Here is a 21,296-nt window from a genome sequence, read left to right on the forward strand (position 1 = left end):
TAAAAAGCACTCTAAAAAGAGTGCTTGTTATTTAGCTATAAACGCAAAAATGAAGCGTCAACCTTAGGACTTATCGCAAGTAGAGCTATAGTGATTAAGCTCAATAAGGCCACGTAATATAATGCCGTGATAGCGGGCTTTAACCAATTGATAATCCATAGAAGGTGCAAAGTAATAAGTCACCTCTTCGCTGCCCGTTTGCTTAACCGGAATGACGCTTAACTCACCCCAAGGGGCAATATTTGTTGTCAGCGGTTCTTGTACATAATATTGATACGGCTCTATTGCATCGGATGCCTGCCTGATTAAGCGAAATTGTTGTCGCCCTTGTAGCAAAAACTCACGCATCTGAATGGCCAAGGTATCGACATCGCGGAGCGGAATATCAGTAGAGTCGTAACGCTCGATATCACCACCAATATCCACCTGAGAGCTCAGGCCATTAGCGCTAAAGCTGGCCCGCATATCTCGGGCGCGAAACCCGGTCACTTTTTGATGAAACTGGCTGGTAAGCCACTGACGGGTTAGGTTCGACCAAGCAAGCGTTGCAGTTTGATGGTATTGAGTACCAATACCTAGAATACTGGCCTCACTTTTAGTAATCACCTGCGCGGTTTGGCCTTGCCAATTCTCCGTACGATCCATCGTGCCTGTATGGATGCCACTGACGTAAATATCGTATTTAGCGTTACGGCTACACTGCTTAGGCTCTGCGGCCATTACTGCGTCTTTTGCTGCTGCATCACTAGCAAAAACATTAGTGCTAGCGACACCAAAGAGTCCGTACAGGCTTATCATGATGGCAAGATTACGACTCATGATTAAAAGACTTCGTTCACATTAAGGTAGAAGTTAGTTTCGTTCTCACCCACACCAATATCTAGGCGTAAATTAATATTGTCTTTGATTTTAAAGCGGAAACCAGTGCCGTATGAAGTCATTAACTCTTCATTAAGATCGCTCACCTTTGATGCTACGCTACCCACACCGCCCCAAAACACCATGCCATAACGCTGAAAAATAGGTAAACGGTATTCAACTTGGCCCATCATCATCTGCTCGTCGCGGTAACGGCCTTTGATATAGCCACGCATCGCTCCTGAGCCACCGAGGTCTGGCAACATGTTCCAAGGCACATCGCCATTGGTAAAATGCCCCTGTACCTGCCAAGCGATAAGACCTGGCGCCGAACTCAGCAAAGAGGTTGAGCTCAAGTCGATATAATTTGCTAACTCAAGATTGTAAGTCGAGAACGTCGAATATTCGCTGTTTTGATACAGACCGGCATCGATTTGGAATAACCAACCTTTAGTGGCATTTAAGCGGTAATCACGCGAATCATAGATACTGGTTACCACCACTCCCGAGCTAAAATTATTTGGCAGAAGTGTATCTGAATCTACTGGCATCTCTGTTTCGACCAGCTCTAATTTTTCAGCACTGGCGTAAGTGAAATCTGCGCCCACACCTAGAAAGTAGTTATCGGCAATTTCCGTCATCCAGCGTGGTTTAAAACTATAAACTTGCTCTTCAAACTCATGGTGATTAGCGTCGATATTACCTTGTTCGATACCCTGTCCATAATAAACAGCCGCTTCGTTATGTAGCTCTAGCCCCAGCTGTAAACGCTGCTTACCACCGTTGAAAAAGGTCATATTTTCAACTTCAACACCATAAGAGTTGTTCATCGACACAAACGAATTCAATACTAACGACGAAGGCTGCTCATCACTCGCGGCGCCGTCTGTTTTATATAAGCCCACCATCAGCAAACCCACACCAAACTTCTTCTCTGGTGTGTAATACGCGGTAGGTAAGTAGCTCATATCGATAGGCTTACTCTGATCAAACTCACCGTCAGCACCAAACACAGACAAGATATCGTCGACCCAAGTCGGCTCCATATCTTTAGGCGTTTCAAATAAAGGTTCTACAGCGACAGCTTGATGAGATAAGGCCAGCAGGGTTAACAGCAAAATCCGTTTCATAAATACTCGAATTAATAGTGAAGAAAATAGACGTTTATAGGCGATATGCGGTGAAAGAAACGTGATGACTCTGGTCGCGATTCGCCGAGCGCGCATTCTACCACTACAGCCACATTCAACAATGACTTTTTTTGCTTAAGGATTGGTCAGCACGGAATTGGAGGTCACTTTTCTATTTCGTGATAAAAACAGCCAAACTCTCACAAAAGTAGAGCTTGGCTGCCGAGGCCGTAATAGCGGGTTTAGGCGCTTTTAGTGATCGGCTCTGGCTGTAGATACTTGGCCATATCGATCTCATTTATCTGAGCCGAGTCCAAAAATTTATGCGCATATTCAAGATAGATCCCGCTCGATAAAAATAGCTTAAAGATATCCATATCTAAGTGCTCATCGAGTGCCATCTTATACAAGATATCGATAGCAACGCTTAGTGGCTTAGCCTTTTTATAAGGTCTATCTGCAGCGGTTAGCGCTTCGAATATATCGGCAACCACTAAGATCCGCTCGGGGATCGATAAGTCTTCAGCGCTGAGCTTACGTGGGTAACCCGTGCCTTTTAAGGTTTCATGGTGAGTAGAGGCGTAGCGCGGTACGCGTGCAAGCTCTGGGGGGAACGGTAGGTTCTCTAGCATCTTAATGGTACTGGTGACATGCTCATTAATTTTAAACCTGTCTTCAGTGGTCAAAGTGCCTCGTGAGATAGAAAGATTATACAGCTCACCTAAGTTATATTGATATTCAGGGATCGCCATTTTAATACCAAACTTAGGATCAAACTCCACCTTATTGATCCGCTTGATAATATGTTCAGGTTTATCGCGCAGCAACGGCTCTGTGACCGGATAAACGTCCTCGCCTTCTCGTTCACTAAGATTAAGTTCTTCGACTGGTGACAGCCCTAGCCTATCGTCAAAATGACGCTGCCAGCTGATTTTAGCAAGCTCGGCGAGGCGATCTGTCGACTCTTGATCCATAAACTCGCCGCCAACATTGGCCTTGGCGATAAATTTAAAGTCCTCTAGCAATTGCGATCGCTGCTGATGGAGCTCTGCAAGAAGCAGTTCTTCTGACTGCTCGCCCGACGGCTTAGCGTCTTGCTTACACAATATCGTTTGCTTTAGATATTCAATCTCGGCGTCTCTCCACAACACCTCAAAGCGCATCCTAACCTCATGAATACGGTTATAAACGGCTTCAAGCTTACTGCCCTTATCGACGATATATTCTGGGGTGGTGATCTTGCCGCAATCATGCAGCCAAGCGGCGATTCTAAACTCGCGCTGCTCATCATCGGAGTTAAATTTAAAGTCCTTAAAAGGGGCTAGTTCTGAGTTTTCTGCAGCCTGAGCCAACATCAGGCCAAGCTCTGGCACTCGATTACAGTGTCCTGCGGTGTAAGGAGATTTATCATCAATAGCTTGCGCTATGAGTTTGATAAAAGACTCCATTAACTCCTTTTGATTCTCCTCATGCGCCTTAATCGCACTCGACATATCCATCATAGAGTGCGCTAATTCATCAAGCTCGGTGATGCTTGACTCAACTCGCTTCACTGCATCATATTGACGGTTTTTAATCTTGTCATTTTCAATCGCCAATAATTTAATAGGTCGAATAATAGGAGATGAAAACAGCCAGGATACGGGCAAGATAATCAATAAGCAGATGCTGGTGAGCAAAATAGATTGCTGTACTTTCTCAATACTGGTCGCAAGTAACTGCTCCATTGGCACCACAATCGCAAAATACTCTTGATTCCCAGCTGAAGGCTCTTCACTTCCAGCCGATGCATCACCAAAAGGGGTTACATAAACAAACTCCTCAATCCCATTTAACTCACGACGAATTAAGTTTTGTTGGTTTTCCGGCTCAGCCGCTAGATCAATAAGGGCTTCAAAAGGCACTGTCCCTTGCGTTAATAAAGTCTGCTTTACTCCTTCACCAAACCACTTAGCCCTCAGAGCTTTGATTTGAGCCGGGGTGATATTAGCTAAAGCCTGATTAATGATTTCAATAATATCTGCTCTGTGAGCAGGCATCACAACGTGTAAACCGGTATTCAGTTTTATCGGAGAGAAATCTAGCTGCTGATGATATTGGATGTGCTTAACAAAAAACTGATTAGCTGTGTAATGCAATATGATGTTGCTATCGAGCGCAGCAAAAATCTCCCCCTGTTCAACCGCATGCAATATGGCATAGGTGGAAGGCATCTCGACTATCTCAATCTGCGGATAATTTTGCTTAATAACCTCAATAATCGACCAACCAGTCGGTATCGCAACCTGCTTACCATTGAGTTGCTCGATATGCGTGATCTCTGGCGTTCCTTGCTGGGTTGCTATCGCGTAGGGAAGCTCAAGAAAAGGCTCGCTAAACTTTCCTAATAAACGTGTCTCATCGGTTTTAATCACAGAGTGCAGCATGTCTAGTTCATGATCTTTATAGCTTTCAGTTAATTCACTCCAGCTAAAACCATTGACATAGTTCAACTCTAATCCTGTCATATCGGCAACCAGATTGAGTAGATCGACACTATAACCCTGAGGCATGCCTGATATGGCAAAATCAATAGGCGCCCAATCGGTTTCATTGGAGACTAACAGCGGCTCAGTATTTTCTACCAGGGCGCGTTGTTTTGCAGTCAAAGCTAACTCTTTAGACTTAGGTATTTCAATCGCCGTCTTTTGTACTTGGTTCGATGCGATTAGCTCACCACTTTGCTTGTAGAGATAAATATTTTTCTCCGTGATCCCCTTTTCACTCTCCCCCTGCATAATCAGATAATCTGAAAGTGATGACAGGGCGATATCTAAGGCAAGCACGATTTCGGAGTCTGCGAGCTTTATCGAATAAGTTTGCCCCGGAGATTGCAAATGCTGAAACAGATAAGGCTCTGTTTTAGAAACTGCATGAGTATGAGCATCAACAAACCAAGGCCTAACTCTAGCGTCATACTCACTGGGCTCTGTTTGCATCACGCGTAAATTAAACTGCTCATCGAAATAGGACTGCTCTTTTCGCCGTAATGTCCCCTCACCACTGATGGTAATCATCACCCAACGATCTAGATGGGATGCATTAAGCTGCTTTCTTATTATTGGGTGTGCATCCAAATTAATCAGCTCATAAAAATCCCCATTAGGCATGCCTACATAAATGCCATAAAACAATGGGTTAATTTGCATGACGTCAGCAAACGCCTGCCTGACTTCAGGATTAAAGGCACCATCTATCACAGGCGTATCAAAGTTTGACAGTAAGTGAGTGGTATTAATCGCGCGATTATCGACTTGAGTAAGGTAGCTACTGGTATTTTTAGCGGTAAGATTGTAGAGCTTAACAGCGGCATCTGTAGCCATGTTTTTACTAAAGTAATATTGCAAACTAATGGCAATCGCGGCGGTTAGAATAGTGGCTAAGATAAAGATCCCAACCACGGTAACACGAATGGTAAACCGTTTATTACTCATCTTGGCTAAGTCGCCCATAGTATCCTAACTCTGTCATCCAATCCTTGAATCAACATCTTACAACAAGGCTGTAACAAATAAACAGCTTGAAATGAAAACAAAGTTCCCACTCACTCCAGGTGACTAAATTAAAGCAAGCTAGAGAATAGTCTAAACCTTGAGCAAGCACTGATTGCATGGGGTTATTAGCCCATATTATGCTAAAATAGCTGATCAGCTTTATGAATGTGCAGCAACTCTCATTTGTGTAACTGAACGTAGTAAAGCCTACCGTGATTAACTGATGAGGATACAAGATATGAGCAAGCTAAATGCTGAAGAGCGTAAAGCACGAGATAACGAACGTTTCGCGCAACGAGTAGATGAGCGTAGAGTGAAAGGCGAAGATGTGGTTGCGTACGCGCTTGCCAATAAAAAAGCCTTTAAGTTTCTGACTAAATCAGAAAAACACAGCCTTAAACAAAGACAAGCTGCGCTTCTGGAAGAAGCGAATACAAAAGCGACACAAGAATATAAGCTGAAAGAGCAGCAAGAATTAGAAAAGATTGAAGCGGCATTTACTGAACAGTAGAGCCCGATGAACAGCCATAATCACTGTGGCTGTTCTCCCCCTCCCCACACACAAAAAAGCCGATTTTATTGGGACTTATATTTGCACTTATGCTGCAAACAGCCAAATTGACATCGATACTTCTCGCCTAAGTGCTCACCCAACCTTTGTTCTCTTCGATAAAGTAATTGCGTTCATTAAGACTTATACCAATTGGTATTAGCCCGCACTAATAGATAGCACTGATAGATAGCCCTAATTAAAACGCCGCTCACATTTAATCGATAAACTCAGGCAGATTTTATTTTGGGACTTATACAATTGATATATTATCCCGCCGTTGAGTCACTCAGCCCCAAACTTAGGTTGATTAGCCTTAGATTCTCAGAGTAACCAACACACTAATCACGAGGAATTATAATGCTAGCTGTTAATGAATATTTTGCAGGTCAGGTTAAGTCTATCTCTTTTGAAGGTGCCGACAAACCCGCATCTGTTGGCGTAATGGAGGCTGGTGAGTATGAATTTGGTACTGCGGCGCCTGAAGTTATGCAAGTGATCTCTGGAGCGCTAACGGTAATGCTTCCAGGCCAAGCCCAGTGGCAAACATTTAATGCCGGTGAACAGTTTAATGTTATCGGTAATGCCAAGTTCCAGGTTAAAGTCGAGAGCCAAACTGCCTACCTGTGCATCTACGGCTAACTCAGAGCTGGTCAAAATAACCATTCAAAAAGTGTAGCCGTTAAACAAGTAAACCATCCACTGACTGTTCCATAACGACGCTGTTGAACAGCTCAAACTGGATGGTTTTTTGCTTATGTTATTGAATCCACCGCACAAGTTCATCAGCTGTTTTCAACGCATACTGCCTTTTTACCAAGCGACCAGATGGATCAAAAAGTAACAGCTCTGCTGAATCAGCGCGATGCTTGGCTATCAATAACTCTCCTTCAGGGCTGCCGGTAGTCGCAATCAAAAAGTACGCTTGGTCACCAAGCTGGTCACGCGCGTCATTCATTTGCTCGGTCTGACTATTACTCACAGCAAGGCCATTGTCGTAAACAAACACGACTGTAGGTTTACCGCTGCCGATCTGCTCATGTGTTGCCTTAAACCCTTTAGGCATGACCATGACTAGCACGGCAAACAACACCACTATGGAAGCTATTACCCCCAAAGCAATCCAAGGCTTACGACGAGTTGAGTTTGTATTATGTGTATCCAAGGTACAAATCCTTCTTTTAACGATTGAAATACAAAATAAAGTCACCCATTGTAATCAACTAACCTGAGGCGGATCTTAAAATTTGCAGATAGTTTTGCTCGGAAAAATCTGGGTTTCATGCGCTGTTAGCTGCTTGGTAAGCTGGCTATTTTACTACAATGACTGATTAACCTTACAGTTTTGAAACTGACTTTGAATACAGCGTTGACTGTTAATCTGTGCTTGCTGTAATTGCTGCTCATTGAGTTTAGCCATCATCTGTTTAAGCCGCTGCTTAGCAAGGTCGTTACCTTGAAAGCTCGCCGCATCTAACCAGACATAAACCTGTACTAAATCAGACTCGTCATTAATACCGTTATACTCCAGAGTCGCCAAATCGACTTGCGCCTCTGGTGAGCCCTGAGTCGCCGCTTGCCATAACCATTGTTTCGCTTTTAACGTATCGACGGCTCCCAACCTGCCCTCGATATAAACCATACCGAGCCGATGCATAGCAGGAATATAACCGCGTTCAGCACTGAGTCGATACCAATCGACGGCTTGCTGTGGATTAGCGTATTCATCTAAATAGAGATTACCAAGCACAAATGGCGCTTCGTTGTGGCGATTATCACTACTTAGCTTTAGCCAACGCTCAGCAATAGTGAGATCTTTCTCGCCGCCATTGCCCTCCATGTACATAAGACCCAACATAAACTGCGCCTCTGCTTGATATCTAGGCTGTTGCTGACTCTGCTGCTGATGTTGTAAAGAGTGGCTTTGATTCGCCACTTGTTCGTACCAATAGCGTGCCAATTGCGGCTTTGCGCGACTTGATGCCCCGCTTCGATACAACTCAGCCAAAGAATACTGCGCCCCCAGTGAGCCTTGCTCCGCCGCCACCCGATAAAGAGCCATTGCGCGGTTAATGTCGGCCTTTACTAGCATTCCCTTGGCGTACAAATATCCTAGATTAGTCGCAGCATCTACGTCCCCCTTAGCTGCATTTTCAGTGCATTCAGGTGATACAGCATCAGCCTGCCCCGCCACGGCATATTCACACCAAGGGTCAAATATCTTTGCAGCTAACTGAGTTTGTTGCTGGCTACCGCAACCAGCCAGAGCAAGGTTTGCGACTAAAATAGTCAATAATATACGCATAGGGAAGACCTGAAATCTGAATTTATGATTGTAAATAGTGCTGCAACTAAAGCGCATTATTTTGGCCTGTGATGATACAACAAGCCGCAGCTAACCGTTTGCTTTTGCATAAAATAGCCATGCCTTACAAGCGCTAATCCATGTAATGACTCAACCAAGAGTTTTTTTTCGCCTAAAAGCCCCCATAGGAACGATAGCTGTCGTTTATATCGCCAATAATGGCTATAGTGGTGTTAAATTGACCTAGCGCAATAGCCAGTTACTGTCGATACCAAAAACAAAGGAGCTGTACCATGAGATGGATTTTCACTGTAGCAATATTATACTTACTATCTGCTTGCTCAAGTGTTCCGCCACAGCATTCGCAAAAACTGCCTGAGTTGCCACAAACCAATCATCAGCTTTTTAACGTATCGGGCCATAGCGTCCCAACATATGAAGATCTAGTGTCACTGACAAAAATACAAGTTGATGACATTCATCAATTCGTGAGTCAAAAAGCTATCGCCATGCTTCCCAGACATAAGCAGGTATCAGAATATCTATCTAAAAGGTTAGTTAATTTTAATTACCAAGGTGCTAACTATTCCGCCAGAAATGCCATGGATAAGGTGGGTGGAAATTGCATGTCATTAGCTTTATTGAGTTACGCCGTAGCAAAAGAGCTTGGTGTAGAGACTGTATTTCAAGTTATGCATACCGAGCCACTACTGTTAGATATTACCGCTGATTTCGCTGTAACATCGAATCATGTACGCACTTTTCTTTATGAAAAGAGTGGCAGCGAAAAAGAAAATAAGGGCTTTTATTTTTCGACTAGAAACTACCTAATACTGGACTATTTCCCAGGTCGTTATGATCGCGTCGGTAAAATTGCCAATAACAGTCAATTTATAGCGATGCTTTATCGGAACCTCGCGGCAGACGCCTTACTCGATAGTGATCTTGATTTAGCCTATAGCTTATTAAGCGAAGGAATTAAATATGATGATAAATATGCTCCCTTGATCAATATGATGGCGATTGTACATCGCCGTAAGGGAGATGTAGTAACATCTGATGCACTTTATCGTTATGGGCTCGCTGTGTCTGACTCAAAAATAAGCTTACTCAGCAATTATCATTATCTGCTTTCAAAACAGGGAAATACTGAACAAGCAAGGAATGTAAAACAACAGCTGTTGAGCCTACAAGACTCTTCGCCTTATGACTGGTACCTGATAGGGCAAGATGCACTTGCCAATGACGACTTTAAAAGTGCGGAAATTTATCTCCGTAAGTTTTTAAAGAACACTCCGTATTACCACAAAGCCTATTTTGACTTAGCAAAAGCGCAATATGCGTTAGGCCAAAACGTGTCGGCCAAAAACTCTATCAAGCTCGCTTTAGAGTATGCCGAGTTGCCGCAAAACCAGCAGCAATATCTAGCAAAGTTAAACTGGCTCAAGCAGAAGTAGTTTTATCTAAGCAAACTAGGTTTAGGCAAGAGGTAGAAGCTCTACGCGCTGACGTTAAAAAATGAGTTTACTGAGGTTCGATTATTAAGCGCATTTTTATCAAACTCAACTTGGTCTGTGATATTTGCGCTATGGAGAATATTGCCAGAATAGATCACTAACCGATTAGATTTAGCCTCAACAGAAAACACCTTTTCAAACAGTTCATCAGACTCATTAATATAGCCCGAACGCGCAGCAGCTGATTGCTCCACCTTCTCCACCATGTCCAAAATCATCTCTTTATCATCAAATGAGAGATTTAGTTTTTCGCTATGTTTATAGCGGTAAAAACTCGTTCCCCCCAGATGGTTACCTTTGAGGTAATGTACCGCCGCCATTGAATGATCAGCCAAAGAATCAAAATGAGGCATCTTTTGCTTTGAGGTTAATTGCTGCGGAGTCAAAGTGACTTTAGATAGCCAGCATTTAGCAATCTGGTGTTGCTTAAAACACTCACCTTGAGGTTGCAGCGCCAACAATTCTAGTAGAGCTGATAAAGATTGATAATAGCTAGCGGGCATTTCATCACGCACACCAGGAAACAGCGTTCCGTCGGCGCCCTGCGGGTTAAAATATGCTTTGTTCTCGCAGTAATCGACTAAGGACTCAAAATCAGCGATAAAATCATCAATAACCCAAATCAAATGCTCAGAGTCTGCTAACTGCAGCACCTGAATGTGCGCGTCCGGGTTGATTACCATCTTGTTGATTTCTGAGATTACAGCCATAGTGATATCGTTCCTTTACATCAATATTTAAACTAGCTTCAATCGCTAGAGAGCCTGTTGCCTTCTAAACAAATCAACAACATACCCACTTACCAACATAAAATATACCTGCTTACGGCTAAATATTCGACTCCTTCCTCTGAAACAGCAACATATTACACTATCGATTTTCAATTTCGCGATAAAAAAAGCCCGACACTATTAAGCATCGGGCTTTAAAGTAAAAATTGACTCAGGCTGACTTTGCCGCATTTTTGCGAATGACTTTATTGGTGCATGATTAGCGAGAGCTTAGTGGTGCTTTACCAAATTGTTGCTCCGCCATCGCTTTAGCCATTTTGGGTGCTTGCCACAGCGAAGGTAACAAGACAAATGACACCGGAACGGCGGTGATCACAATAAACGATTGCAAGGCAGAAATTCCACCAGCTCCCATTGAAATCAATGCGATAGCAACGAGTCCCATCAATATCCCCCAAAATGCACGCATCGCGCCACTCGGCTCGGTAGACCCCGTAACAACCACACTAATGGTATAAGTCATCGAGTCACCCGTGGTGACAATAAAGGTAGTGGTTAAGATCAAAAACAAAATCGCAATCAGCGTTGGCATCGGTAACTGCGAAGTAATCGCTAGCAACACGCCCGGTAAGTTAAAACCTTCAAAAGCATTCGCAATAACCCCTGGGTTAGTCAGCTCAAACGCAAGGCCAGAGCCCCCCACAACACTAAACCAGAAACAAGTGATAAGCGGTGCAATAACCGATATAGAAAGGATCAATTGACGTATGGTTCGTCCGCGAGAAATTCGTGCAATGAAGATTGCCATCATAGGACCATAGCCAATGAACCAGCCCCAGAAAAACACCGTCCACCAACTGAGCCAGTTAGCATCGCCTCGGTAGAGAGACATAGGCACAAAGTTATTCACCATTCTCGCCATGCCCTGCATGTAACCATCAATGATGAAGCTAGTAGGGCCAAATAATAGAATGAAGATGATCAGTGCAACAGAAAGTAAAATATTGTAGCGGCTGATAAGTTGAATGCCGCGGCTTAGGCCACTTAATGCCGACAAGGTATACATGGCGATGGCAAACAGTACCACTAGACTTTGAGTGATTAAGGTATCTTGCACACCAAAAAGTGCATTGAGCGCATAGCTAATTTGCAGGCCAAGAAAGCCAATTGGGCCAATCGTGCCCGCAGCCACAGCAATAATACAAAATGTATCGGTTAAGGTACCGATCCAACCATTAAGCGCTTTGTCACCAAAAATGGGGGACAGCAAAGTACGCGGTTGCAATGGCAAGCCTTTGTCGTAGTGCAAGTGCATCAACACGATCGCCGCTAAGCTGCCGAGTATCGCCCACGCTAAGAAGCCCCAATGGAGGAATGATTGTGATAACGCATTGATTGCTAATGTGCGACCTTGTGCTTCACCATAAAAAGGTGGCGAAGAAACAAAGTGGGCAATCGGCTCTGCTGCCGCCCAAAATACACCGCCACCCGCTAATAAGGTACATAGAACAATGGCCAACCATTTGAAGGTATCAATTTCTGGGGTGTTGCGATTACCGAGCTTGACGTCGCCAGTTCTGGCGAAAGCTAAGTACAGACCAATAATAAAGTTAGCCAGCAATAAAATTTGCCAAAACGGGCCAAACCATTGAGTCACTTTTGAGAATCCAACTTGAATAATGCTGGATAGAGCTGAGGTATCGAAAACAGCAAGCAGTACGAACAGAACGAGAAAACCGCCACTTAACCAGAGTACTGGGCTGGCAAAGGCGTTAGAAGTAGATGAAACGCTGCGCTCAGGTGGATGAGCCGCAAGGTAATTTTCATCTGTTGATTTTCGATCGACAGATTGTGTCAAATTCGACATGTAGTGTTCACTTTTATCGTCGTCAGCCATTAAATGAGCACCGTTTAGTGCGGCCTATTTTAAGCTGATTCGGTGAATTTTCCTCGGCTATTGCAAAGACTTATAGCGACTTTGTAAAGGTTGAGGCTGTAAAAGGGGCGATATTTTAACACATACGAAAGTAGGAATAAAATCGAGACAAGTAATAGGAAAGTAGCAGTAAGTATTAGGCAATAGTGAATTATTTCAATTTGAAAGTAATTTCAAGCAGTTAATCTGTATTTGTGAATAACAAGCAAGCCCCTCGAACGACACGGCGATTAAGGATAATATCAACGTTCCGATGAAATAATGCGTCCAAGCTAATAAGCTTAGTTAATCTATCCTGGTTAATATATCTCTGGGTTAATTGACTTTGGATTATGCCAGTTGATAGAAGGGTGACTCTGCCACGACCGCTTTTAGTCAATGAGATCGTCAATTAATGCTTTCGCCCGCTCCTTGTACTCATCTTCGGTAATCATAGCGTCATCGAGCAACTGCTTAAGCTTCTTAAGTTTATCATCGGCTTCTTTTCTTTCACTTTCAGACTTATGTTTCCAAGCTTCCCAGGCTTTAGATATCGCTTCATAGGAGAAGGTACCTCCAGTCACCGCATACACAATAATCCACCCCGTAGCACCAACCGTACCAATAGGAGCAAAAGCTGGCACCGATAGTAAAATACCAATTGCCGTGGCACCAGCAAGCAGGGATTTAATGAAAATATTTTCTTGAATCGATTTAGGGATGAATTTCATAACAACATCATGTATTTGTGATGATAATAACTTAGCCATTACTGAGTCCTAAATGAAGATAAAAGCCTAACTTAAAGAGTATGACGCACTATAAGAATATTTCCCAATCACTCGCAGCGCTAGGCTGTTGGCTCCCGAGCTAAGGAGCTTAATAAAAATCTTATATTGAGAGTCAAACCCGGCCCCACTCTGCTAACCATTCGCCCACTTTGTACTATGCAAAAGGGTTCACTATTTGTTAAAGTCACGCGAATTATCAGCTTAAGAGGTTACAGTCTTGTTTAGAGAGCGCTTTAAGGATGTTAGTGTTAAAGGAGATCTATTTGGTGGTGTAACCACAGCGATTATCTCGTTACCTTTGGCCTTGGCGTTTGGTGTTGCCTCAGGAGCGGGTGCAGAAGCAGGCCTGTGGGGGGCAATTTTAGTTGGCTTCTTTGCAGCCTTATTTGGCGGTTCATCAACCTTAATCTCTGAGCCTACCGGTCCAATGACGGTCATAATGACTGCCGTGTTAACCAGTATGGTGGCAAAATATCCTGAATCAGGGATGGCGATATCTTTTACCGTCGTCATGATGGCCGGGGCATTTCAGTTTTTGATCGGCACCCTTAAATTAGGCAAGTACGTCACCTTAATGCCTTACAGCGTCATTTCTGGTTTTATGTCTGGCATTGGCGTTATTTTAATTATCTTGCAGCTATCACCACTGCTTGGACACGCCGCTCCTACTGGCGGAGTGATAGGCACACTCACATCGCTGCCGACCACCTTAGCCAACGTCAAATTCAGCGAACTATTTTTAGGTGTACTGACCCTAGCAACCTTATTCTTTTTTCCAAAAAAATATCGCAAATACGTCCCAGCACAGCTTGTTGCTTTAGTCGCGGTCACCTTATTATCAATAATATTATTCGACACAGATAGCATTCGCCGCATTGGTGAAATCCCAGCGGGCTTACCCTCTTTAGTCCTGCCTCACATCAATTCAGACATCTTTATGACCATGGTGATTGATGCGTTAGTGCTTGGCACGCTCGGCAGCATCGATACCTTACTCACCGCCGTTATCGGTGATTCACTAACCCGTAAAGAGCACGACTCTGACAAAGAGTTACGTGGTCAAGGGTTAGCAAATATGATTTCAGGTTTGTTCGGTGCGCTGCCAGGTGCTGGTGCAACAATGGGAACCGTGACCAATATTCAAGTCGGTGCACGCTCACCGCTATCAGGCATGACCCGTGCAGCAGTATTAGCCTTAGTAGTACTGGTCGCAGGCAGCCTAACAGAGCCTATTCCCATGGCGGTATTGGCGGGTATTGCCGTTTATGTCGGCTTTAATATTCTCGATTGGAGCTTCATTCAGCGCGCTCACAAAGTCAGTATGCAGGGCATGGCGATCATGTACGGCGTGATGTTATTGACCGTATTTGTCGACTTGATTGTGGCAGTGGGATTAGGCGTGTTTATCTCTAATATTCTGATCATTGAGCGCTTAAGCCAAGAGCAAGCCCGCCAAGTTAAAGCAATAAGTGATGCCGACCAAAATGATGTCCCCCTCACGCCAAGTGAACGCGATTTACTTGATCAAGCCAATAATAAACTGCTGTTTTTATACTTATCAGGCCCAATGATTTTTAGTGTTTCAAAGGCCATTTCGCGTCAACATGCCAGTATTGGTGATTACCAGGCCATGATCCTCGATCTAACCGACGTCCCTATGATAGATGTCACCGTAGGGCTAGCACTGGAAAATGCGATTAAAGATGCGCAAGACGCTAATTGTGAAGTGTTTCTACTGTGCCCTAACCCGCAAACACAAGAGCAGCTTAATAAGTTTCATGTGATTGATTCGCTGCCAAACGCCAATACCTTCTTATTCCGTTATGAAGCCTTACAAGCTGCACTCAAACATGTGCAGAGAAATAGCTAACGATAACTTGATGTAAAAAAAAGGAAGTAACACAAAATGCTCATGGACAGAGGCACGCTTGTTCGTTGGAATGAAGAGAAAGGTTTTGGTTTCATCAAGCCAGAGAGCGCCAGTGCTCACGATATATTTATTCATATATCGGTATTAAAGCATATGGCGCGCAAGCCCATTGTGGGCGACCAAATCAACTATGTCTCAGAGTGGCAGCGCGACGGAAAAATCAAAGCCGTAAAAGCCAATATTGAAGGCGTGGCTATCGTTGCGAGCAAATCAGCTAACAAGCCTATTAATAACCAGCATAATCAGTACAACACACATAGAAGCCACTCGCCACAGCAAAACCAACGCCCAATTAAACCCAGCTTTTTGAGCAAGCTAGCTATCCCACTCATTATCGTTGTAGCAGCTGTCGGTTACAGCAAGTATCAGCAGATGAATGAAACCATAGTGCTCACCAATGATGATATTGAAAACATGCAGTGGGAGTTACCCGCAAAACCATCGAGCACTGGACTAAGCACTAGAGTAAGTGCTGCTGAAAATAAAGTTATCAGCCAGCCACAGTTTCGCTGTGAAACAGGTAAAACCCATTGCAGCCAGATGCGCTCATGTGCCGAAGCCACGTTTTACATTAAAAACTGTCCCGGCACTCAAATGGATGGCGATAATGATGGCGTTCCTTGTGAAAGACAACATTGCAGCTGGTGATAGCTAGATAAGCTTGCGTTGTAGCCAGTGCGGTGAATCAGACAATTATACTGCCATGCACAACATGGCAAATCTATACTCTCAAGAGATAGGCGCTTCAACAGTAAGCGGTGCACTAAAAACACGCCAATGACACAAGCCTAGCAACTATGCCGAAATAGAAAGCTATAGTAAGAATACGCGGCTGAAGAAACGTAACACCGCCTAGGTACTGAATAGCTAACAGTGACGGCGGACAGAGGGGTTATTTAGCGCTTATAGCAAGTTTACCCTTACCTGTTTATCTGTAATAAAAGTCATTCACTATGTCTTAAATAGGTTAGACCAGAGTACCCACCAAGAATCAAGAATACGGACACCACTAACGCTCATGAGACTATTCCAACGCTTGATTCTGTCGCTTGCAACTTGCCTTATGGCTTTCAACTCTTATGCTAACGATCCCGTACCGGCATCTTATGAATTTAAGCAATTATTGCCTGCATCTGCTTTTAAATCCCCCAAGGCAATACTGGATTACCAGCAAGCGTTAATCTCACTGCTCACCTCCTTTGGAGAGGTATCAGGTCAACTAGCCCTTAGCGATCATGGACTCATCAATTTTTATGATACTAAAGGGTGTCACTTGAAGCAAAATGGGCTAATACTGCGCCACCGTCGTCATCATGAACAGTGGCAGTTAACCTTAAAACTCCGCAGTAACAACGAACAATCACTCTATCAATCGCCATTAATGATGGCTGGTGAATTTCAAGCTGATGTCATAGCGAAACCAAAGCTACGTACTATCTATAGCATCGCCTCTTCTAAGGCTATTAACGCGGTGCCCAACAACCTCAATTTACTAGCACAATTATTCCCAGCCTTAGCTCAGCGGCCTCAGTTTGAAGTATTAGGTGCGCTGGAGTTAAAACCACTAAGCCAGCAACAAACGCAGCAAGCCGTGTACGAAGGACTCAAGCTTAAACTTGGTAAACACAAGCTGAAATTTAGCCTTACCATCTGGAGTCGTCCTCCCGAAAATACACCGGTAATAGCCGAGATATCTTTTAAAATTGGCAATAAGAAACATCCTCTTGATGATGAACAATTGCAATCGGTGTACAAAGTGTTAGATAACATATCCAAAATGCCTGCCTGGCAAAGCACCGTTGATAGCACTAAAACGCAATGGTTTTACCAACAAGCAACCCGCTTATGTCAGTCGCTAAATCATTAGCACACTAACAACCGAGCAATAGCCGTTAAATATCAGCCAAGTATTATCAGCCGATTGCAGCGTAAAAGGTACAGAAAGTAAAGACAGCGCCACCTTCAATTACCATGAATACGAGTGTGGTTCTGGTTCTAGTTGTAGTTGCGGTTGTAGTTGTAAGTGTGAGTGTGGTTGTGAGTGTGGATAACGAGTGCGTTAGAGACGAGGCGATTTACTCTGCCCCTATTATTACCAATATTTATTACCAATATTTAAATTAGCTTAAAAGTTATGATTAAACTAAGCCCCCTACTTAGCGATAAGTAGAGGGTTTGACATGCTCAAATTTAGGCTTATGCACTTATGTAATATGGCTCAGTGCGCAACCAATTTAAAGTGTACTCACTTCCGTTAACGCTTTAAATTGTTCCAGTAATGAACGCTGCTGTTCAGTTAGATCCTGCGGGATTTCAACTTTAATTTTCACAAACAAATCACCAGTCGCCCCCTTACGATCCGTAACACCTTTACCCTTTATCTTGAACTTACGTCCCGGTTGAGTCCCTGCAGGCACTTTAAGCTTAAAACGCTTATCTAATACGTTAACTTCAAGCTCGCCACCCAATGCCGCCATCACCATATCGACGCTAGTGGTATAAATTAGATCGTTGTTTTCGCGCTCAAGAAACGCATGTTCGCGGGTTGCTATAGTCAGCAATAGATCACCAGCGGGCCCACCATGCAGACCAGCACTACCTTTGCCGGTGAAACGTATTTTTTCACCGTCTTTAATACCTGCAGGGATCTTAACCTTTATCTTTTTAGTTTCGCCATTAACCGGTAATTCAACGACTTTCTCAACACCTTGCACCGCATCAACAAAGTCTACAGTGAACACAAACTCTTTATCTTGGCCTTTTTGAACTCGACTTTGTCCGCCTCTTGATTGAGAAAACATATCTTCAAAATCAAAGCCATCAAAGCTTTGGCCACCAAATCCACGTTCACGCTGACTAAATCCGCCACCAAACATGTCGTTAAATCCATCTTGACTGTAATGACGCCCACCCTGGCCACTGTTTTCAAGCCCGGCATGACCAAATTGATCATATTTGCGACGCTTATCTGTGTCGGTCAGTACTTCATACGCTTCTTTAGCACTTTTAAATTTTACTTCTGCTGTAGCATCATCAGGGTTTTTATCGGGATGGTACTTCATCGCTAACTTTTTATAGGCTTTTTTTATCTCTTGATTTGAGGAGGCCTTTGAAACACCTAGCACGCTGTAATAATCTTGTTTAGACATGCTAAACCCTCACTAATGTATATCTCAAAAAAGGGCCATGAGTTTATCTACGCCCTAAAAATTAACAAGCTTATGTATCTATACCCAAACAACCTGAGAATATGAGCATAAGTGACTATTTAGTCCAACCTTGTCTTGCGCCGCTATTGTAATCCCAAAAGCCATTGCCACACATTAATAATCAATAATGCAAAAAGTCATCGCCACCCATAAGTAACCAATAACTTCTACTTTGTGCTAAAACCCTGCCACCCATTATTAATCAATAACATAGTTAACCGTCCTAAAAATGCTACTTGCAGGGCAAGTCAGTTGTCATCTGATTCAGATAAAATGGGTGAAAAGTCTTAAAAGTTATTGTTTAGTCGCTAAAATGATGAAATTTGGACGAAGAAAGACAACATAGAATATTAGGCTGCTAATAACATGGAATTGCTGAGTTTAACGGATTTACTTATCTGAGGTCGTAACAACTTCCGACAAAGTGCCGTCGCCTTTTTTCGAGATGTTCACAGTAGTCAGTTAACTCCTGTAACGAACCAACTGGCCCATGGAACAACTTACCAAAATCTGTAGCAAGCTTGACCCAGTTCTCACTTGGAATATTAAGTCTATTCAATAGCCTTTCAGCACTAGGAGAAATAGCACCGGGTTTATCATCACGAATGATTCGGCCAGTCTCATCTACAAGCATTAAATAATCTTGCAGCGAGAAATGAATGCCTTTTGGTTGGCGCTTCCTCTCATTACCAATAAACGACAATAACTTATCGGGTTGTTTTCCTTTAAGAGCAGCATTAACTCTTAACTGCAAACTGGTGTAATCAGACTCTTCCGGGCTCCTCGCCATTTTGGCCCGAATAGGATTGAGTTCTACATAAGCCATACAAGCTAGCACAGCAGCCTCATCCAATAAGGCTTGGCTCTTAAATCGTCCTTCCCAGAAATGCCCAGTGCAATTGTCTTCGAAGTTGGCTTGTCTAGCGATAGGTTCGTTGAGGCAGCGCATAAACCAGCTGATATCACTCAGACGTGAGCGATAAGTCGCGATAAGGTGTTTGAGTGCGGCTACCATGCACTCCTCTATCACATCACCTTTAGCAAACTTCTGTGTTAAATCAGTACCATTAAACAGTTTGTGCCACTGCTCAACGACCTCTCTATCTGACCAACTGTTCACCATTTCAAGGTCAATATAAAGCACTACATGCAGATGGTTACTCATCACTGCATAGGCCGCAACATCTATCGCAAAAACCTCCGTTAACTTGAGTATTTGCGCTTCAATCCAACCACGACGATGGTCATAATTCTTACCTGTATATTTATCCTCACCACACAGGTAGGCACGGCGAACAACTCGGCTACAACAATGATAATAAGGCGTATCTTCAAGACTAATTAAGGTACTTCTTGCACGGGGCATAACAACCTCCTACTTAAGCAATACCTAAAGCCTAGTAAGAGGCTGCAAAACATGCCATTAAGAATGGGTGTCTTCGATTGGCTATTCGATTGGCTTCAATAGACCAGCAGACATTTTGGCTAATTTTGCGCCTGATAAACCGTGTTAGAGCAAGGCGAACTACAACTCAATCTCTTTGATTTCAGGCGCCATAGCTAAATAGCGTTCACACCTTGCCAATAGCTGCTTTCTATAAGCATCGACAAAGGCTTGCTCGGCCTTATCAAGCGCTGGCAGCATAGCGATAACCTCATCTATGGTTTGGGTTATCTTGGTGGCCATTTGAGTCAAATTATTAACTAGCAACGCCCTTGGCAAGCCGATGTCTTCGATAAACGAGGCTAACTGATAGGCATAGATCTTATTTGGATCGAATTCATCATCGATCGCCATTGCTAACTCTTGCTCAAATTCATCGTATAGCGCGACACATACCAAGTCGTACCACGGCGTAGGCACGAGGCCTGTGGGCGTCATAAAGAATGAGTAGTTTTTACCGTGAGCATCGGCATTGCCGGTAAGTAAGTTAAATAACGTCCATTGCAGCATATCTTGTTTAGCAGCCGCAGGATTACTGCACTGACTCGCTAAACCAAACAACCTTGCAAAGCTAACGCCCTCACGGATATCTTTTACATCACGGCCAGTACCGAAGTTACGCTCATACTTTTTGTTAACGCTAAAGCCGAGTGTTTGGCAGCTATCAATAATATGCCGTCTCAGCACTTTTTGCTCATCTGGCAAATAGCGGCGATCAAAACGCTCAACACAAAGCGCTTTATATTGGCCAAAGTAACTGATATCAACATTGGCTACATTCATCGATATAGCTTTAGCTAAGCGCATGGTCAGAAACTCATTAATGACTAAATGCTGATGCTTTTCAAACTTCAAAATGTGCGTAGACGAAAGCGCGCCATCAGCAAAGCCGAATGCCTCACCGTTATAGAACAGATTCAGTTTTGACTGCACACCAGCGACCGACAACCTTGGCTTACCATCCCACACTTCCATTGGCCAAACATCTGGATCTTCGAGGCGCTTAATAACTTCAGCATCGCTTATCTCTCTGAATGACGTCTGAGGTAGTAATGTTCCTTTGAGGGAAAAGGCAATTGCACCTGCGGTATCTAAACCAATGCCACGAATAAGCGCAAAGGTGTTGCCCCTAGACACACCTAGCGATTCAACCAGATAGTCGAGCCCTTTGTTCTCGGGCAGCAAGTTAACCAAGAACATTGAGATTTGATTACTGCTGCCTGTGCCATTAAGTGGGATCATTGGGGAAATTGGAAAGCCATCTTGTTGCCAAGCATTACTGTAGCTAACCGAAAATACCTCAGTTGCGGTATCGAACGACAACTCACCGATAATTTGCTCACCAAGGTGCATGTCTAAAACAAGCTTGTTAGCCGTGGCCAT

17 protein-coding genes are annotated in these 21,296 nt (G+C 43.6%); 6 read left to right on the top strand and 11 right to left on the bottom strand.

Annotated elements, in window-relative coordinates; all coding sequences use genetic code 11:
• Positions 1 to 63 precede the first annotated feature (63 nt).
• The 3 genes from ACVBIK_RS07045 to ACVBIK_RS07055 form a co-directional block, all read right to left on the bottom strand.
• Positions 64 to 819, bottom strand: coding sequence for a hypothetical protein (locus ACVBIK_RS07045; protein WP_447169364.1), 756 nt, complete (start codon positions 817 to 819; stop codon positions 64 to 66).
• A 2-nt stretch (positions 820 to 821) separates the two neighbouring features.
• Complete coding sequence (locus ACVBIK_RS07050; RefSeq protein ID WP_447169365.1) at positions 822 to 1,988, bottom strand: BamA/TamA family outer membrane protein; 1,167 nt, start codon at positions 1,986 to 1,988, stop codon at positions 822 to 824.
• 242 nt (positions 1,989 to 2,230) lie between these two features.
• Positions 2,231 to 5,479 carry an HD domain-containing phosphohydrolase gene (locus ACVBIK_RS07055; RefSeq protein ID WP_447169366.1) on the bottom strand — a complete coding sequence of 1,083 codons (3,249 nt, stop codon included), beginning with the start codon at positions 5,477 to 5,479 and terminating at the stop codon, positions 2,231 to 2,233.
• 280 nt (positions 5,480 to 5,759) lie between these two features.
• Between ACVBIK_RS07055 and ACVBIK_RS07060 the strand changes: the two genes are divergently transcribed.
• Together ACVBIK_RS07060 and ppnP are read left to right on the top strand one after the other, a co-directional pair.
• Entirely contained in the window at positions 5,760 to 6,032 is a 273-nt protein-coding gene (locus ACVBIK_RS07060; protein ID WP_447159687.1) for a DNA polymerase III subunit epsilon, read from the top strand.
• 399 nt (positions 6,033 to 6,431) lie between these two features.
• Entirely contained in the window at positions 6,432 to 6,713 is a 282-nt protein-coding gene (gene ppnP / locus ACVBIK_RS07065) for a pyrimidine/purine nucleoside phosphorylase (RefSeq protein ID WP_447169367.1), read from the top strand.
• 118 nt (positions 6,714 to 6,831) lie between these two features.
• Here the strand turns inward: ppnP and ACVBIK_RS07070 are convergent, their stop codons facing one another.
• On the bottom strand, positions 6,832 to 7,236 hold the full coding sequence (locus tag ACVBIK_RS07070) for a hypothetical protein (protein ID WP_447163259.1): 405 nt from the start codon (positions 7,234 to 7,236) through the stop codon (positions 6,832 to 6,834).
• Positions 7,237 to 7,389: 153 nt separating this feature from the next.
• Complete coding sequence (locus ACVBIK_RS07075; protein ID WP_447169368.1) at positions 7,390 to 8,376, bottom strand: tetratricopeptide repeat protein; 987 nt, start codon at positions 8,374 to 8,376, stop codon at positions 7,390 to 7,392.
• A 293-nt stretch (positions 8,377 to 8,669) separates the two neighbouring features.
• Between ACVBIK_RS07075 and ACVBIK_RS07080 the strand changes: the two genes are divergently transcribed.
• Positions 8,670 to 9,833 carry a tetratricopeptide repeat protein gene (locus ACVBIK_RS07080; RefSeq protein ID WP_447163261.1) on the top strand — a complete coding sequence of 388 codons (1,164 nt, stop codon included), beginning with the start codon at positions 8,670 to 8,672 and terminating at the stop codon, positions 9,831 to 9,833.
• A gap of 41 nt (positions 9,834 to 9,874) precedes the next feature.
• Here the strand turns inward: ACVBIK_RS07080 and ACVBIK_RS07085 are convergent, their stop codons facing one another.
• The 3 genes from ACVBIK_RS07085 to ACVBIK_RS07095 all read right to left on the bottom strand — a co-directional run bounded on the left by ACVBIK_RS07085 (position 9,875) and on the right by ACVBIK_RS07095 (position 13,309).
• Positions 9,875 to 10,603 carry a DUF6445 family protein gene (locus ACVBIK_RS07085; RefSeq protein ID WP_447169369.1) on the bottom strand — a complete coding sequence of 243 codons (729 nt, stop codon included), beginning with the start codon at positions 10,601 to 10,603 and terminating at the stop codon, positions 9,875 to 9,877.
• Between the two features lie 280 nt (positions 10,604 to 10,883).
• Complete coding sequence (locus ACVBIK_RS07090; RefSeq protein ID WP_447169370.1) at positions 10,884 to 12,491, bottom strand: BCCT family transporter; 1,608 nt, start codon at positions 12,489 to 12,491, stop codon at positions 10,884 to 10,886.
• A gap of 440 nt (positions 12,492 to 12,931) precedes the next feature.
• Positions 12,932 to 13,309: a hypothetical protein gene (locus ACVBIK_RS07095; protein ID WP_447159694.1), complete on the bottom strand. Its 378-nt coding sequence runs from the start codon at positions 13,307 to 13,309 to the stop codon at positions 12,932 to 12,934.
• Positions 13,310 to 13,547: 238 nt separating this feature from the next.
• On the opposite strand from ACVBIK_RS07095, the gene ACVBIK_RS07100 reads away from it, so the two are divergent.
• The 3 genes from ACVBIK_RS07100 (at position 13,548) to ACVBIK_RS07110 (ending at position 17,127) form a co-directional block, all read left to right on the top strand.
• The gene (locus tag ACVBIK_RS07100; protein ID WP_447163263.1) at positions 13,548 to 15,200 is read left to right on the top strand and encodes a SulP family inorganic anion transporter; all 1,653 of its coding nucleotides are present in this window, start codon (positions 13,548 to 13,550) and stop codon (positions 15,198 to 15,200) included.
• A gap of 36 nt (positions 15,201 to 15,236) precedes the next feature.
• Positions 15,237 to 15,908 (top strand): excalibur calcium-binding domain-containing protein, encoded by a 672-nt coding sequence (locus tag ACVBIK_RS07105; RefSeq protein WP_447169371.1) that lies wholly within the window; start codon positions 15,237 to 15,239, stop codon positions 15,906 to 15,908.
• Between the two features lie 415 nt (positions 15,909 to 16,323).
• The gene (locus ACVBIK_RS07110; protein ID WP_447169372.1) at positions 16,324 to 17,127 is read left to right on the top strand and encodes a hypothetical protein; all 804 of its coding nucleotides are present in this window, start codon (positions 16,324 to 16,326) and stop codon (positions 17,125 to 17,127) included.
• Positions 17,128 to 17,494: 367 nt separating this feature from the next.
• Here the strand turns inward: ACVBIK_RS07110 and ACVBIK_RS07115 are convergent, their stop codons facing one another.
• From ACVBIK_RS07115 to ACVBIK_RS07125, 3 genes are all read right to left on the bottom strand, one after another.
• Positions 17,495 to 18,409 (bottom strand): DnaJ C-terminal domain-containing protein, encoded by a 915-nt coding sequence (locus tag ACVBIK_RS07115; RefSeq protein WP_447169373.1) that lies wholly within the window; start codon positions 18,407 to 18,409, stop codon positions 17,495 to 17,497.
• A gap of 454 nt (positions 18,410 to 18,863) precedes the next feature.
• Positions 18,864 to 19,835, bottom strand: coding sequence for a transposase (locus ACVBIK_RS07120; RefSeq protein ID WP_447169374.1), 972 nt, complete (start codon positions 19,833 to 19,835; stop codon positions 18,864 to 18,866).
• A gap of 159 nt (positions 19,836 to 19,994) precedes the next feature.
• Complete coding sequence (locus ACVBIK_RS07125) at positions 19,995 to 21,296, bottom strand: HipA domain-containing protein (protein ID WP_447169375.1); 1,302 nt, start codon at positions 21,294 to 21,296, stop codon at positions 19,995 to 19,997.

This window comes from Shewanella sp. 125m-1 (genome assembly GCF_052977065.1).

Excerpts from the sequence above, each read along its gene's own strand:
- ACVBIK_RS07060 (WP_447159687.1), top strand. The coding sequence starts at position 5,760 with ATGAGCAAGCTAAATGCTGAAGAGCGTAAAGCACGAGATAACGAACGT.
- ACVBIK_RS07045 (WP_447169364.1), bottom strand. The coding sequence starts at position 819 with ATGAGTCGTAATCTTGCCATCATGATAAGCCTGTACGGACTCTTTGGT.
- ACVBIK_RS07110 (WP_447169372.1), top strand. The coding sequence starts at position 16,324 with ATGGCTTTCAACTCTTATGCTAACGATCCCGTACCGGCATCTTATGAA.
- ACVBIK_RS07115 (WP_447169373.1), bottom strand. The coding sequence starts at position 18,409 with ATGTCTAAACAAGATTATTACAGCGTGCTAGGTGTTTCAAAGGCCTCC.
- ACVBIK_RS07095 (WP_447159694.1), bottom strand. The coding sequence starts at position 13,309 with ATGGCTAAGTTATTATCATCACAAATACATGATGTTGTTATGAAATTC.
- ACVBIK_RS07085 (WP_447169369.1), bottom strand. The coding sequence starts at position 10,603 with ATGGCTGTAATCTCAGAAATCAACAAGATGGTAATCAACCCGGACGCG.
- ACVBIK_RS07105 (WP_447169371.1), top strand. The coding sequence starts at position 15,237 with ATGCTCATGGACAGAGGCACGCTTGTTCGTTGGAATGAAGAGAAAGGT.
- ACVBIK_RS07075 (WP_447169368.1), bottom strand. The coding sequence starts at position 8,376 with ATGCGTATATTATTGACTATTTTAGTCGCAAACCTTGCTCTGGCTGGT.
- ACVBIK_RS07055 (WP_447169366.1), bottom strand. The coding sequence starts at position 5,479 with ATGGGCGACTTAGCCAAGATGAGTAATAAACGGTTTACCATTCGTGTT.
- ACVBIK_RS07120 (WP_447169374.1), bottom strand. The coding sequence starts at position 19,835 with ATGCCCCGTGCAAGAAGTACCTTAATTAGTCTTGAAGATACGCCTTAT.
- ACVBIK_RS07080 (WP_447163261.1), top strand. The coding sequence starts at position 8,670 with ATGAGATGGATTTTCACTGTAGCAATATTATACTTACTATCTGCTTGC.
- ACVBIK_RS07050 (WP_447169365.1), bottom strand. The coding sequence starts at position 1,988 with ATGAAACGGATTTTGCTGTTAACCCTGCTGGCCTTATCTCATCAAGCT.
- ACVBIK_RS07125 (WP_447169375.1), bottom strand. The coding sequence starts at position 21,296 with ATGGCCACGGCTAACAAGCTTGTTTTAGACATGCACCTTGGTGAGCAA.
- ACVBIK_RS07090 (WP_447169370.1), bottom strand. The coding sequence starts at position 12,491 with ATGTCGAATTTGACACAATCTGTCGATCGAAAATCAACAGATGAAAAT.
- ppnP (WP_447169367.1), top strand. The coding sequence starts at position 6,432 with ATGCTAGCTGTTAATGAATATTTTGCAGGTCAGGTTAAGTCTATCTCT.